Origin of the sequence: Geojedonia litorea (assembly GCF_042654525.1) — a bacterium.
In the GTDB taxonomy this organism is placed as follows: Bacteria; Bacteroidota; Bacteroidia; order Flavobacteriales; family Flavobacteriaceae; genus Geojedonia; species Geojedonia litorea.
Genome location: NZ_JBHSGP010000014.1, coordinates 1,025,968 through 1,039,039 on the forward strand (window position 1 = coordinate 1,025,968; position 13,072 = coordinate 1,039,039).

Here is a 13,072-nt window from a genome sequence, read left to right on the forward strand (position 1 = left end):
GTTAGTTAGTTCAATAATGAAAATATAATGGCAATCAAACCAATTATAGTACAGTACACCGCAAAATAAGATAATTTGCTTTTTCTCACCAAGGCTATCATCCAAGTACATGCAAATAGACCTGCAATAAATGCAGCCAAAAATCCTGCGCTTAAAGGAATTATATTTGCGCTATCAAAAGTTAATTCACCACCCAAAATATCTTTAGCTACTTTTCCAAAAATGAGTGGAACCACCATTAAAAATGAAAATCGGGCGGCTTTGGTTTTATCATTTCCTAATAATACCGATGTAGAAATAGTGGCTCCTGATCTTGAAATTCCGGGTAACATAGCAATAGCTTGCGAAATTCCTATAATAAAAGCATTGCTAAAGCTTACTTTTTTTTGAGTGTCCTTTGCCTTGTCGGCTAAAAATAAAAGTCCGGCAGTGATGATGAGCATACAGCCCACCAATAAAATATTACCACCAAATAATTGTTCAAGCTGCTCTTCAAAGAATAAGCCCACAACAGCGGCAGGAATCATAGACAGCACAATTTTTGTAACAAATTGTAGGTCTTCATTCCATTCAAACTTTAAAATGCCTTTTATAATAGCCAATATATCTTTTCTGAAAACCACAATGGTGCTTAATGCGGTTGCAAAATGAAGGACAACCGTAAACAATAAGCTTTCTTTTGGGATAGAATGGTCACCCAAAATGGCTTTTCCAATTTCTAAATGACCACTAGATGATACGGGTAAAAATTCGGTTAGGCCTTGAATAATACCGAGTATAATTGAGTCTGAAATCTCCATTACTCCTTATCGGGATTCAATAAAATAGCATAGATTTCAATAGCAAAACCCGCTAAAACCAATGTTGGTGCTAAACGAATACGTCTCCAGTTAAAAATTTCAGGATTAAACACATTGGGATCATCGCTTCCGCCTCCTGCCATTAAAATAAAACCAAGTGCTATACAGCCCAAACCAATAAGCATGAATTTATAGTTTTTCTTACCAAAAATGAATTCTGGTTTAGCTTGTTCTTTGCGTTTTTGTTCACCCATAATTAATCAAATTCTGTAAAAATAATAGTGCCATCTACCGTTAATTGAGCAATATGCTCTGATGTGCCAAATAACAGTCTAGGTAAGTGCAAAGTAACAGTTTTATTTAAAACTTTTGCGTTAAGGGAATCTAAATTTAACCCTAGTTCTAAACCTCTATTAATGTAGTAACGGTCTCCACCTTCTGATTTAAACACAATGTCATAGGTTGAACCTTCAACGATTTTAACTATTTTCTCAATACGAATGTCGCATTCTTCAGGTTTTGGATTGTAGATAACACAGGATACCGAAACCAAAGTCAGGATAATTAGAATAATTTTTGAAGTCGCTTTCAAAACGTTTTTAAAGATGGTTTTAATATAAACGATGTTGGAATAATCTTTAGTATTTTTTACAAGACCTAATAATAGAGTTGATCTGTTTTTAAATTCAAAAACCGTTGTGTTGCTATAAATGTACTAATCCAAGTGATTAAAACCCCTAATGCAAATACACCAATGAACAACATGGAGATAATGACAGGTTTTTGTAACAATTCTAGTTCTGGAAATGTGCTATTGAGATAATATAAAACAATAGCCATCCCTATCAAAGCAACAACGGCACCAATAATACCCAGTTGTACGCTTTTTAAAATAAATGGTCGTCTAATGAACGATTTGGTTGCTCCAACCATTTGCATGGTTTTTATAATAAAGCGTTTAGAATATACAGCTAGTCTTATCGAACTATTGATTAAAAGCACTGCAATGAGCGTGAACAATGCACTAATAACCAAGACCCAAAAGGTGATTTTTTTGACATTGTTATTCATGAGTTCTACAAGGTCGTTGTCATAACGAACCTCCTGAATGAAATCTTTTTGTGATAAATCTTCAACGATGTCTGCCAAAATCTCACTGGTCACAAAACTTGCTTTTAAGTGCACGTCAATAGAATTCTGCAGAGGATTTTGGCCTACGTTATCCAAAAAATCTTCACCATATTCAGCTTTCATCATTTCAGCAGCTTCTTCTTTTGAAATATAAATTGACGACTTGGTGTATTCAGCCATTGCCAAACTTTTTTCTAGTTGTTTAACTTCGACTTCTTTGGCAGAATCATTCAAATAAATAGTGACAACCACTTGTTCTTTGAAATTATCTGAAATTGTTTTGGCATTCAACACCAATAAACCAAGGCAGCCCAACAAAAAAAGTACTAGAGCTATACTAACAACAACTGAAAAATAAGAGGAAATTAATTTGCGTTTTTGGTACTGGTCAAAAGAGGCACTCATATATGTAATGGATTATGATGTAAAAATAAAAAAGTAAATTTGATTAACATTTATAATAACTAAAACATATGAACATTGTTGTATATGGTGCTGGTGGTGTGGGTGGCTATTTTGGTGGCTTGCTTGCAAAAGCTAGTTTTGAAGTCACTTTTATCGCCCGTGGAAAAACCTTGGAAGCAATCAAAACCAACGGCCTTCAAGTAAAAAGTATTAAAGGAGATTTTATTGTGAAGCCAAAAGTTACAAATGATATTTCCGAAGTTAAAGATCCTGATGTAATTATTTTAGGTGTCAAATCATGGCAAATTGAAGAAGTCGCAAAACAGATAAAACCCGTTTTAACGAAAAACACTTTGGTGTTACCATTGCAAAATGGTGCCGACAATGCCGATCGCCTTCGGGAGATCTTGAATCCTAAAAACGTCTTAGCTGGTTTGTGTAAAATAGTGAGCAAAATTGAAGCGCCCGGAGTCATCAACCATTTTGCTTTCGAACCCGAAATTGTTTTCGGCGAATATGATAACCAAAAGTCCGATCGGGTGAAAGATTTAAAATCGGTGTTTGATAAGGCTGGATTTAAAAATGTTATTTCAGATGACATTCATTTAGATATTTGGAAAAAATTCTTATTCATTGCAACCATAAGTGGCATGGGAGCTCTCACTAGAAGTAAGTTTGGGGTAATGCGAAGTGATGAGCATATAAGAAGTATGATTTATCAAACCGCTCATGAAATTGTAACCATCGCTAATGCCAAAGGAATTGGTTTAACGAATGAAGATGTTGACATGGTTTTAGCTGTAATTGATCAACTAAACCCAGAAACAACTGCTTCTATGCAGCGCGATATTATGGAAGGTCGTCCCAGTGAGCTCGATAATTTCAATGGTTATATAGTTAAAACAGGTAAGCAGCTACATATTTCAACACCTATAAATAGCTTTACCTATCATTGTTTATTGCCCCAAGAGAAGAAAGCAAGAAAGCTACTCTAAAGGTTTTTAATTCATGCAATAAACCTTAAATTTGCGCCTTTATAAGCAGGAATTTTTACAATGAAATATCATTTCAACGAGATTGAGAAAAAATGGCGGGACTATTGGGCCAAAAATCAAACGTTCAAGGCCGAAAATAACAGCTCAAAGCCAAAGTATTATGTGTTGGACATGTTTCCTTATCCAAGTGGTGCAGGGTTACATGTAGGGCATCCACTGGGATATATTGCCAGTGATATCTATGCACGTTACAAACGTCATAAAGGCTTTAATGTGTTGCACCCTCAAGGTTATGATAGTTTTGGGTTGCCTGCCGAGCAATATGCCATACAAACCGGGCAACATCCTGCAATTACCACTGCCGAAAATATTAAAACCTATCGCCGACAATTAGACCAAATTGGTTTTTCATTTGATTGGAGCAGAGAGGTGAGAACATCAGATCCCAACTATTATAAATGGACGCAATGGGTGTTTATCCAGTTATTTGAATCTTGGTATAATAACGAAACTAACAAGGCTGAAGCTATTTCAGACCTTGTAAAGATTTTTGAAGCCAAAGGAAATGTCACTGTAAATGCAGCCTGTGATGACGATACAGAAGTGTTTTCAGCACAAGAATGGAATAGTTTTTCTTCCGAAAAACAACAGGAATTCCTCCTTAAATATCGCTTAACTTATCTAGCAGAATCAGAGGTAAACTGGTGTCCTGCTTTGGGAACCGTTTTAGCTAATGACGAAATTGTCAACGGTGTTTCAGAGCGTGGTGGCCATCCTGTAATTCGAAAAAAAATGACCCAATGGAGTATGCGTATTTCGGCCTATGCCGAACGTTTGCTTAAAGGATTGGATACCATAGATTGGCCTGAACCTCTAAAGGAAAGCCAGCGTTATTGGATAGGGAAATCTGTAGGCGCATCGGTGCGATTTAAAATTAAGGATCACAGTGAAGTAATTGAGGTCTTTACCACACGTCCTGATACTATTTTTGGAGCAAGTTTTATGACACTGGCACCAGAACATGATTTGGTGCCACTTATTACTACCGCAGAACAAAAAACGGCGGTTGAAGCTTATATTGAAGCTACGGCAAAACGCAGTGAACGCGATCGTATGGCCGATGTAAAGACGATTACCGGAGTTTTCACAGGTGCTTATGCCGAACATCCTTTTACCAAAAAAGCTATCCCAATTTGGATTGGCGACTATGTATTGGCAGGCTATGGAACAGGTGCCGTGATGTCTGTGCCATGCGGGGACCAACGCGATTATGATTTTGCAAAGCACTTCGATATTCCTATTCCAAATATTTTTGAAGGTATTGATATTTCAGAAGTACCTTTTGAAGACAAAGCAACAACAGTCATAGCCAATAGTGATTTTATAAACGGTTTGGGCTACAAAGAAGCTACAAAAAAGGTCATTGAAGCATTGGAAAAACTAGGGCAAGGCAAGGGTAAAATCAATTACCGTTTGCGTGATGCCGTGTTTTCTCGTCAACGCTATTGGGGAGAACCATTTCCGGTGTATTATGTCAACGGATTACCACAAATGATTACTCCAGAGCATTTGCCTATTGAACTACCAGAAGTTGAAAAATATTTACCCACCGAAACTGGCGAGCCACCATTGGGCAACGCAACGGTTTGGGCTTGGGATACCACAAAAAATGAAGTTGTTTCTAATGCCCTCATAGATAATAAAACCATTTTTCCTCTAGAACTCAATACGATGCCTGGTTGGGCAGGAAGCTCGCAATACTTTAATCGTTATATGGATCCTCATAATGACGAGGAGATTTTTTCACAAGAAGCGATTAACTATTGGAAAGAGGTGGATTTGTATATAGGTGGAAGCGAGCATGCCACAGGCCACTTGTTGTACTCCCGTTTTTGGCAAAAATTTATGTTTGACAAAGGTTTGGTGCCTGTTGATGAGTTTGCTAAAAAATTGATTAACCAAGGGATGATTTTAGGGACGAGTGCATTTATTTATAGAGTAAATCAAAAACCAGATTATTTTGTATCTGCAGATGTCTACAATAATTTTATTGACAAAGCGACTAGGGATGAAACTTTAAAATTGATTCAAAGTTTTACTGGTGAAAAATTGGAGTCAATTCAACTTGATGAAATACATGTTGATGTACGTTATGTGAATTCTTCTAATGAAATTTCTGTTCCCGAGTTTAGAGATTGGATGAAAGAATATAATTATGATCATTTAAAATTTATTACTACCCATAATGAGACAAAAGAAGATGTTGTTACTGTAAATCGAGAAGTCGAAAAAATGTCCAAATCTAAATACAACGTAGTCAATCCAGACCAGATTTGTGAGGAGTATGGTGCTGATAGTTTGCGTTTGTATGAAATGTTCTTGGGGCCATTAGAGCAGGCGAAACCATGGAATACCGCGGGAATCACCGGAGTTCATGGCTTCCTAAAAAAACTATGGAAGCTCTACTTTGATGATAATGGGTTAAAAGTAACAGGCGATGAGCCTACAAAGGATAGTCTTAAAACACTTCATAAAACTATTAAGAAAGTAGAAGAGGATATTGAGAATTTTTCCTTTAATACATCAGTGTCTACATTTATGATTGCCGTTAATGAATTGACAGCGCAGCAATGTTCAAGTCGCGCCATTTTAGAGCCGCTGGTCATTCTTGTATCCCCATATGCGCCGCACATTGCTGAAGAGTTGTGGCAGCAGTTGGGAAACAACGAGTCGATTGCTACTGCACCGTTTCCAAAATTTGAAGCCAGTTATTTAGTAGAGAGCAGTAAAAATTACCCGATTTCGTTTAATGGTAAAATGCGCTTTACGTTAGAACTGCCATTGGATTTATCAAAAGATGAGATTGAAACTGTTGTTATGGCGCATGAAAAGACCAAAGCACAATTGGATGGCAGAACACCTAAAAAAGTAATTATTGTTCCAGGTAAAATTGTAAATATTGTTGGATAATACTGCTAACATAGAAATTCTAGGTTTTATAGCTGCGGTACTCACCACAGCTGCGTTTTTACCTCAGGTTTATAAAACCTGGCGAACCAAAGATGTTTCGGGTCTATCATTGCCTATGTTTTTAATGTTTTTTACAGGAATCACACTTTGGTTTATTTATGGATTTCTAATCAACAGTCCATCCTTAATTTTCGCCAATGGTATCACAATGGTGTCTACTTTTTTATTGCTATTTTTCATCGTTAAATACAGAAAGAAATAACCAAAAACCTGACAAAATTTCTTAACGAATATTTGGCTTATTTTTTGCTAGATATATCTTAAATTTACATTTACAAAAACTTTAAAAAAATGATTGGATATTATATATTAATTGGAGCGATTGCTCTAGTAAGTTGGTTAGTGAGTAATCAATTAAAACGAAAATTTAAGCATTATTCACAAGTACAATTGCGCAATGGCATGAGCGGTAAAGAAATCGCTGAAAAAATGTTGGCCGATAATGGTATTTATGATGTTGAGGTGATTTCGGTAGCAGGTCAATTAACCGATCATTATAACCCGAAAAATAAAACTGTGAACTTGAGTGAGGCCGTATATAATCAGCGTAATGCTGCTGCTGCTGCTGTTGCAGCTCACGAATGCGGACATGCAGTTCAACACGCCCAAGCTTACAGTTGGTTAACAATGCGTTCACAACTGGTACCAGTAGTAAGTGTGACTTCAGGGATGTCACAGTGGTTGGTCATTGGTGGTTTGATTCTTGGAGCTGCGGCTGGTGTTGGTATGGGATATTGGGTTGCTGTAGCTGGTTTGCTATTTATGGGTATGGCTACATTGTTCAGTTTTATTACGTTACCGGTTGAGTATGATGCCAGTAATAGAGCATTGGCTTGGTTAAAAGCTAAAAATATGGTAACTCCTGAAGAATATAAAGGCTCTGAAGATGCGCTTAAGTGGGCCGCCAGAACATATTTAGTAGCAGCAATAGGTGCTTTAGCTTCACTTTTGTATTGGGCACTTCAGGTGTTTGGGAGTAGAGATTAATCTTACCACGGTATAACATTAAAAAGGCTTCAATTTGAAGCCTTTTTTGTTAAATCTTTATTTGCCTATCAATTTGTTGCTGCAAGGACACAAAGGTTTCAGTTCTCGATACCCCAGAAATAGATTGAATTTCTTTATTCAATAAGTGCATTAAATGTTCATTGTCTTTGCACAAAATTTTAATGAAAATGCTCCAGTTTCCCGTAGTATAATGACATTCTAACACTTCAGGTATTTTTTGAAGTTGTTTTACAGCTTCTGGGTTACTCATGGCTTTGTCTAAATAAATACCCACAAAAGCCATGGTAGTATAGCCTAGTGCTTTAGGGTTAATAATGAATTTAGAACCAGAAATTAATTCCGATTTTTCAAGTTTACGAAGTCGCTGATGGATAGCTGCCCCAGAAATACCAACATTACGGGCAATTTCCAAAATGGGTGTTCTGGCATCCTCCATTAAGGCACGTAGAATCTCCTTATCGATACCATCAATCTGTAAGTTTTGATTTGTAACCTTCATTTTACTATAGTATTTTAAAATAAAACACTAAAATATCAAAAACATTATAAATTGTAAGTTTTTAAATATTTAAAGGATTGTATCCTAAATAAGGCACTTCTTTCTCCTTAAACACAATTCCATAAGATTCGAGCGCTTTCAATGTAGGTTCGTAAACCTCTTTTTTAAGTGGAATCTGAACTCCTGGCGTTGTAATTTCTTCATTTAAAATAGCAAGTGTCACAATGGCTAGAGGTAAGCCCACGGTTTTGGACATAGCTGTATAGGTTTCGTCTTCTCCAATAACAACCATTGTAGAATCGATTTGTTTTTTCTCACCGTTAAGCTCGTAGCCAAATTTATGGTACATCACAATCATATCTTTATCATCACTATTGAGCGTCCATTTATCCATCAATATTTTTTGCAATATTTCTGCAGGAGTTGCTTTTATGAGTCCAACTTTTTTAATGGGATTGAAAATATCGAGCTCTTCTAATTTATCCCAGATAATATCGTCTTGGTCAATTTTTAGGGCATGCCTAAATTTAAGCTCAACCGAATCTGTTGGGCTATACGGTAAAAAAGCATTGACAAAATCGCGATAGCTCATGTTTTCACTATCATCCATGGTGTATTCGTCATCGGTCATACCCAATTGCACGAACATATTCCAAGCGCGACTGAAGCCTACGCGTCTCATTGTGCCGCGGTATAATGTTTTAGCATCATTTAGACCATATGCACTTTGATACTTGAGTGAATCTCTATTGGCATATACTTCAAAACGACCATAATCATCGACTTCCAAAAATTCAGTACGTCTAAAAACCCTGTTGTAAGGAATATATTTATAAGTGCCTTCCTGTAAAAATTTAGCGGCACCACCTTGTCCGGCTAAAACAATATTTCTTGGGTTCCAAGTGAATTTGTAATTCCATAAATTATTGTCACTTTCAGGTGCGATTAATCCGCCAGTAAATGATTCAAATAAAAGAATTTTACCACCTTGTTCACGAATTCTATCAATAACTTTTATAGCACTCATGTGATCTATACCAGGATCAACACCAATTTCGTTCATAAAGACTAATCCTTTTGTACGAACCGATTTATCCAAATCTTCCATCTCTTTACTAATGTATGATGCGGTGGTCATATTTTTGTTATACGTAATACAATCCTTGGCAATTTCGATATGGTATTTTGGTGGAAGCATTGACACAACAATATCTGCATTTTTTATAGCTTGCGCACGTGAACTTTTGTCGGAGATGTCCAACATAATAGCTTGGCCATTTTCATGATCGCCTACTAATTTTCGTGCATGACTAATGCTTCTGTCTCCTACAATAATATGAAGATCTTCTTCTTCAGATTTATCTAATAGATACTTTATGAGGTAAGACGTTGATTTTCCTGCGCCAATGATTAAAATCTTTCGCATAATGGGATTAGTTGAGTAATTTTGTTGACACGAATTTACTAAATACAAAGGGTTATAAAAACCCATAATACATTTTTATATGAACAAATTACTTTTGGTGAGTGCTGCAATATTGGGAATGACTGCAGTATTACTTGGAGCTTTTGCGGCTCATGGATTAAAAGAACTAATTACTTTGGAGTCATTACAGGTTTTTGAAACAGGAGTGAGGTATCAAATGTACCATGCTTTAGTGTTATTGTTTGCAGGTACGACGCTTTTGTTTTCTGCTAAAACAAAACAGTATTTGTTTTATTTAGTTGTACTTGGAATAGTGTGTTTTTCAGGGTCTATTTATGCTTTGGCAACTAATGAATTGTCAGCATTTAATTTTAAATCTATAGGGTTTATAACGCCAATTGGGGGATTATTTTTAATAACGGCATGGGGTTTAATGTTAGTAAATTTTTTAAAATTGAAAAGGGATAATTAGACTTTTTAATGGTCACTTTAAAATATTGTTATAATTTTGCAGTCTAACTCATAGTATAAAATCATGGTATCAAATACCCAAACTACGAAAACGATTTCGTTAGACAATTATGGCATTAAAAATGCTAAAGTTCAATACCAATTATCTCCAGAACAACTTCATGAAATTACAATAGCAAAAGGACAAGGCGAAGAAGCTTCATCTGGTGCTTTGGCAATTAATACAGGAGAGTTTACAGGGCGATCACCTAAAGACCGGTTTATTGTAAAGGATGATATAACTAATGATCGTGTATGGTGGGGAAATATTAATATTCCTTTTGATTCTGATCAATTTGAAAAGCTTTACCAAAAAGTAACTTCATACTTGTCTGGTAAGGAAGTTTTTGTACGCGATTCATATGCCTGTGCAGATGCAAATTACAAGTTAAATATTCGTGTAATTAACGAATATCCTTGGAGTAACATGTTTGCTTATAATATGTTCTTACGACCTTCTGAAGAAGAATTAAAAACTTTTACTCCTGAATGGACTGTAATTAATGCACCAGGGTTTATGGCCGATCCAGAAGTTGATGGTACACGACAACACAATTTTGCCATTTTAGATTTTACACGAAAGATTGCCTTAATTGGCGGTACAGGGTATACCGGTGAGATTAAGAAAGGTATATTTTCTGCATTAAATTTTATATTGCCAGTATTTAAAAACACCCTTCCCATGCATTGCAGCTCTAATGTAGGCGAAGAAGGAGATACCGCCATATTTTTCGGGCTTTCTGGCACTGGAAAAACAACACTTTCTGCAGATCCTAATAGACGTTTAATAGGTGATGATGAGCATGGATGGACCAATGAAAATACCGTTTTTAATTTTGAAGGGGGTTGTTATGCAAAGGTGATTAACCTTTCAGAAGAAAATGAACCAGATATCTTTCGAGCTATAAAAAAGGGAGCAATTCTTGAAAATGTAGTATTAGATTCTAATAATAACGTTGACTTTGAAGACGTTTCTATTACTCAAAACACAAGGGTTAGTTATCCTATCTATCATATTGATAACATTCAAGAGCCTTCAATTGGGAAAAACCCAAAAAATATTTTCTTTTTAACTGCCGATGCTTTTGGAGTTCTACCTCCAATATCTAAACTAACACCTTCTCAAGCTGCCTATCATTTTATTTCAGGATATACAGCTAAAGTTGCTGGAACCGAAGCTGGAGTAGTTGAGCCTACACCAAATTTTTCGGCATGCTTTGGAGCGCCATTTATGCCATTGCATCCTACAAAATATGCCGAAATGTTAAGCCGAAAAATGAAAGAATCTGGAGTAAATGTTTGGCTTGTTAATACAGGTTGGACTGGCGGTCCTTATGGTATAGGTACACGAATGAAATTAAAATATACACGTGCCATGATCAATGCTGTGCTTAATGGAGATTTGGGCTTATACAATTATGACGATTACCATATTCATTCAGTATTTGGAGTCGCTCAACCAAGAACCTGCCCAGGAGTTCCAACCGAAGTATTGAGTCCTAGAGCTACATGGAACGATGATCAAGCTTATTATACCATGGCTTTTAAACTCTCAAATGCCTTTAGAGAAAATTTTAAAAAATTTGAAAGTTATGCCAGTGAAGAAATTAGACGAGGTGGCCCACAACGTTATGCATTTTAAAAGCAAAAAAGCGATTGTCTATGACAATCGCTTTTTTTATTTCAACAGCTTAAATATTATTTAGCCTTATTAACTTTTTCAATATATTTTTCCAAAGCCATAGTCATTGACGGCGTTTCGGGTGTTGGAGCAGCAATGTCTACTCGCAATCCATGCGCTTCAACCGCTTTAATAGTGGTATTTCCAAATACAGCAATTCTTGTGTTATTTTGTTTAAAATCCGGAAAATTGTGAAACAAAGATTCTATTCCAGAAGGACTAAAAAACACCAGTACATCGTAATACACATCTGCAAGATCAGAAAGATCACTAATTACGGTTTTGTAAAATATAGCTTCTTTCCATTTTACATTTAAAGCGTTTAAAGTTGTTGGAACTTCAGGCTTTAATTTATCTGTAGTTGGTAATAAGAAATTTTCGTCTTTATATTTTTTAATCAACGGCGATAAATCTTCGAAGGAACGCTTTCCAACATAGATTTTGCGTTTTCTGTAAACCACATATTTTTGAAGATAGAATGCCACGGCTTCAGATTGACAAAAATACTTCATCGAATCTGGCACTTTGAAACGCATTTCATTAGCCACTCTGAAAAAATGATCTACAGAGTTTCTACTTGTTAATATGATAGCGGTATAATTGCTTAAATCTACTTTTTGTTGTCTGACATCTTTTGCAGATACGCCCTCTACATGAATGAAGGGTCTGAAATCTATTTTTACCTTTTGCTTTTCCTGTAGATCAAAGTAAGGCGAATTTTCTATTTTAGGTTCAGGTTGAGACACTAAAATTGTTTTCACTTTCATAGGCTTTTTATAGTTTTAAGCGGTATAATCTAAAAATAGTTTATATAAAATTAGATATGGTCCAATTTCAAGTGCGCAAAGATACAAAATAAAATAGAAAAAATTATTTAATAGTGTTTTTTGATGATTCTTGAAAGACGTGATAAATCCAATTAAATTTATAAGCACAATTAATCCAAAAACAGCATATATAATGCCTTTTGAAGGGGTTAGCGCATATACAAGTAAAATATTTATGGGTAAAAGTACAAAGCCAGTATAATTTTTATACGTGGTTTTTTGAAATAGGTAGGAATCAATTAATGTATCAATTTCAAATAAACTTCCTATCAAACGCTCTAGCAGAACTTTAATTAAAACAATAGCGCCAATACCAAAAAGAAGTTTGAAAAATTGTGATAGATCAAACTCTGCTGCACTTACAAATTGTGAATAGACCAAGAATGAAAAAATGGAAACTGAAATGATAAGGTTGAAAAACATGAACATATCAAAGCCGTCAATGAATTTTTGATCTCTAGCATAAATTTTTAAATACCGCGAGTTTCCAACTACAGCCAGGAAATCATCAAAACGTCTGGCAAATAAAAATTTAGACAGTGTGATTAATACTAATCCTACTAGTATAAATATTGTAAACCATTCGTTAGAAACAATTTCTCTTAACATAGCGCTAAATTATAAAGAAATTTTCACCTGTAGTAGTTAATAGCTTTCGATTTGTTTTGAATTTTTATTGAATTAGTCACGAATAAAATTAACACTGTTTAAAACCGTTTCTCTAAAATTAATCTTTTAAAAAACTTACTTTTGCTAAAAT

At 35.4% G+C, this 13,072-nt stretch carries 14 protein-coding genes; 6 read left to right on the forward strand and 8 right to left on the reverse strand.

Translation table 11 applies throughout. The features are described from left to right. Nucleotides 1-5: 5 nt before the first annotated feature. The 4 genes from ACFO5O_RS12505 to ACFO5O_RS12520 form a co-directional block, all read right to left on the reverse strand. Nucleotides 6-800 (reverse strand): undecaprenyl-diphosphate phosphatase, encoded by a 795-nt coding sequence (locus ACFO5O_RS12505; protein WP_387964276.1) that lies wholly within the window; start codon nucleotides 798-800, stop codon nucleotides 6-8. After that, the gene (locus tag ACFO5O_RS12510; RefSeq protein WP_387964278.1) at nucleotides 800-1,054 is read right to left on the reverse strand and encodes a DUF3098 domain-containing protein; all 255 of its coding nucleotides are present in this window, start codon (nucleotides 1,052-1,054) and stop codon (nucleotides 800-802) included. The genes ACFO5O_RS12505 and ACFO5O_RS12510 overlap by 1 nt, the downstream gene beginning before the upstream one ends. A 2-nt stretch (nucleotides 1,055-1,056) precedes the next feature. Continuing rightward, nucleotides 1,057-1,392, reverse strand: coding sequence for a hypothetical protein (locus ACFO5O_RS12515; RefSeq protein WP_387964280.1), 336 nt, complete (start codon nucleotides 1,390-1,392; stop codon nucleotides 1,057-1,059). Between the two features lie 65 nt (nucleotides 1,393-1,457). Further along, nucleotides 1,458-2,336, reverse strand: a complete 879-nt coding sequence (locus ACFO5O_RS12520; RefSeq protein WP_387964282.1) for a cell division protein FtsX — start codon at nucleotides 2,334-2,336, stop codon at nucleotides 1,458-1,460. A 68-nt stretch (nucleotides 2,337-2,404) separates the two neighbouring features. Here ACFO5O_RS12520 and ACFO5O_RS12525 point away from each other — a divergent pair, with 68 nt between their 5' ends. The 4 genes from ACFO5O_RS12525 (at nucleotide 2,405) to ACFO5O_RS12540 (ending at nucleotide 7,348) form a co-directional block, all read left to right on the forward strand. Further along, nucleotides 2,405-3,331, forward strand: coding sequence for a ketopantoate reductase family protein (locus ACFO5O_RS12525; protein ID WP_387964284.1), 927 nt, complete (start codon nucleotides 2,405-2,407; stop codon nucleotides 3,329-3,331). 60 nt (nucleotides 3,332-3,391) lie between these two features. Then, nucleotides 3,392-6,301 (forward strand): leucine--tRNA ligase, encoded by a 2,910-nt coding sequence (locus ACFO5O_RS12530; RefSeq protein WP_387964286.1) that lies wholly within the window; start codon nucleotides 3,392-3,394, stop codon nucleotides 6,299-6,301. Next, the gene (locus ACFO5O_RS12535) at nucleotides 6,294-6,563 is read left to right on the forward strand and encodes a SemiSWEET family sugar transporter (protein WP_387964288.1); all 270 of its coding nucleotides are present in this window, start codon (nucleotides 6,294-6,296) and stop codon (nucleotides 6,561-6,563) included. Before ACFO5O_RS12530 ends, ACFO5O_RS12535 begins: the two co-directional genes overlap by 8 nt. Before the next feature lie 89 nt (nucleotides 6,564-6,652). Next, the gene (locus tag ACFO5O_RS12540) at nucleotides 6,653-7,348 is read left to right on the forward strand and encodes a zinc metallopeptidase (RefSeq protein WP_387964290.1); all 696 of its coding nucleotides are present in this window, start codon (nucleotides 6,653-6,655) and stop codon (nucleotides 7,346-7,348) included. Between the two features lie 49 nt (nucleotides 7,349-7,397). On the opposite strand, the gene ACFO5O_RS12545 is transcribed toward ACFO5O_RS12540, so the two are convergent. Beyond that, nucleotides 7,398-7,868 (reverse strand): Lrp/AsnC ligand binding domain-containing protein, encoded by a 471-nt coding sequence (locus tag ACFO5O_RS12545; RefSeq protein ID WP_387964292.1) that lies wholly within the window; start codon nucleotides 7,866-7,868, stop codon nucleotides 7,398-7,400. A gap of 61 nt (nucleotides 7,869-7,929) precedes the next feature. Then, entirely contained in the window at nucleotides 7,930-9,294 is a 1,365-nt protein-coding gene (locus tag ACFO5O_RS12550) for a saccharopine dehydrogenase family protein (RefSeq protein WP_387964294.1), read from the reverse strand. A gap of 79 nt (nucleotides 9,295-9,373) precedes the next feature. On the opposite strand from ACFO5O_RS12550, the gene ACFO5O_RS12555 reads away from it, so the two are divergent. After that, nucleotides 9,374-9,766: a DUF423 domain-containing protein gene (locus ACFO5O_RS12555; protein WP_387964296.1), complete on the forward strand. Its 393-nt coding sequence runs from the start codon at nucleotides 9,374-9,376 to the stop codon at nucleotides 9,764-9,766. 63 nt (nucleotides 9,767-9,829) lie between these two features. Beyond that, on the forward strand, nucleotides 9,830-11,446 hold the full coding sequence (gene pckA / locus ACFO5O_RS12560; RefSeq protein ID WP_387964298.1) for a phosphoenolpyruvate carboxykinase (ATP): 1,617 nt from the start codon (nucleotides 9,830-9,832) through the stop codon (nucleotides 11,444-11,446). A 56-nt stretch (nucleotides 11,447-11,502) separates the two neighbouring features. Here the strand turns inward: pckA and ACFO5O_RS12565 are convergent, their stop codons facing one another. Next, nucleotides 11,503-12,252, reverse strand: a complete 750-nt coding sequence (locus ACFO5O_RS12565; protein ID WP_387964300.1) for a uroporphyrinogen-III synthase — start codon at nucleotides 12,250-12,252, stop codon at nucleotides 11,503-11,505. A 15-nt stretch (nucleotides 12,253-12,267) separates the two neighbouring features. After that, nucleotides 12,268-12,921, reverse strand: coding sequence for a DUF4271 domain-containing protein (locus ACFO5O_RS12570; protein ID WP_387964302.1), 654 nt, complete (start codon nucleotides 12,919-12,921; stop codon nucleotides 12,268-12,270). Nucleotides 12,922-13,072 lie beyond the last annotated feature (151 nt).

Excerpts from the sequence above, each read along its gene's own strand:
- ACFO5O_RS12510 (WP_387964278.1), bottom strand. The coding sequence starts at position 1,054 with ATGGGTGAACAAAAACGCAAAGAACAAGCTAAACCAGAATTCATTTTT.
- ACFO5O_RS12540 (WP_387964290.1), top strand. The coding sequence starts at position 6,653 with ATGATTGGATATTATATATTAATTGGAGCGATTGCTCTAGTAAGTTGG.
- pckA (WP_387964298.1), top strand. The coding sequence starts at position 9,830 with ATGGTATCAAATACCCAAACTACGAAAACGATTTCGTTAGACAATTAT.
- ACFO5O_RS12505 (WP_387964276.1), bottom strand. The coding sequence starts at position 800 with ATGGAGATTTCAGACTCAATTATACTCGGTATTATTCAAGGCCTAACC.
- ACFO5O_RS12520 (WP_387964282.1), bottom strand. The coding sequence starts at position 2,336 with ATGAGTGCCTCTTTTGACCAGTACCAAAAACGCAAATTAATTTCCTCT.
- ACFO5O_RS12555 (WP_387964296.1), top strand. The coding sequence starts at position 9,374 with ATGAACAAATTACTTTTGGTGAGTGCTGCAATATTGGGAATGACTGCA.
- ACFO5O_RS12565 (WP_387964300.1), bottom strand. The coding sequence starts at position 12,252 with ATGAAAGTGAAAACAATTTTAGTGTCTCAACCTGAACCTAAAATAGAA.
- ACFO5O_RS12545 (WP_387964292.1), bottom strand. The coding sequence starts at position 7,868 with ATGAAGGTTACAAATCAAAACTTACAGATTGATGGTATCGATAAGGAG.
- ACFO5O_RS12530 (WP_387964286.1), top strand. The coding sequence starts at position 3,392 with ATGAAATATCATTTCAACGAGATTGAGAAAAAATGGCGGGACTATTGG.
- ACFO5O_RS12525 (WP_387964284.1), top strand. The coding sequence starts at position 2,405 with ATGAACATTGTTGTATATGGTGCTGGTGGTGTGGGTGGCTATTTTGGT.
- ACFO5O_RS12550 (WP_387964294.1), bottom strand. The coding sequence starts at position 9,294 with ATGCGAAAGATTTTAATCATTGGCGCAGGAAAATCAACGTCTTACCTC.
- ACFO5O_RS12570 (WP_387964302.1), bottom strand. The coding sequence starts at position 12,921 with ATGTTAAGAGAAATTGTTTCTAACGAATGGTTTACAATATTTATACTA.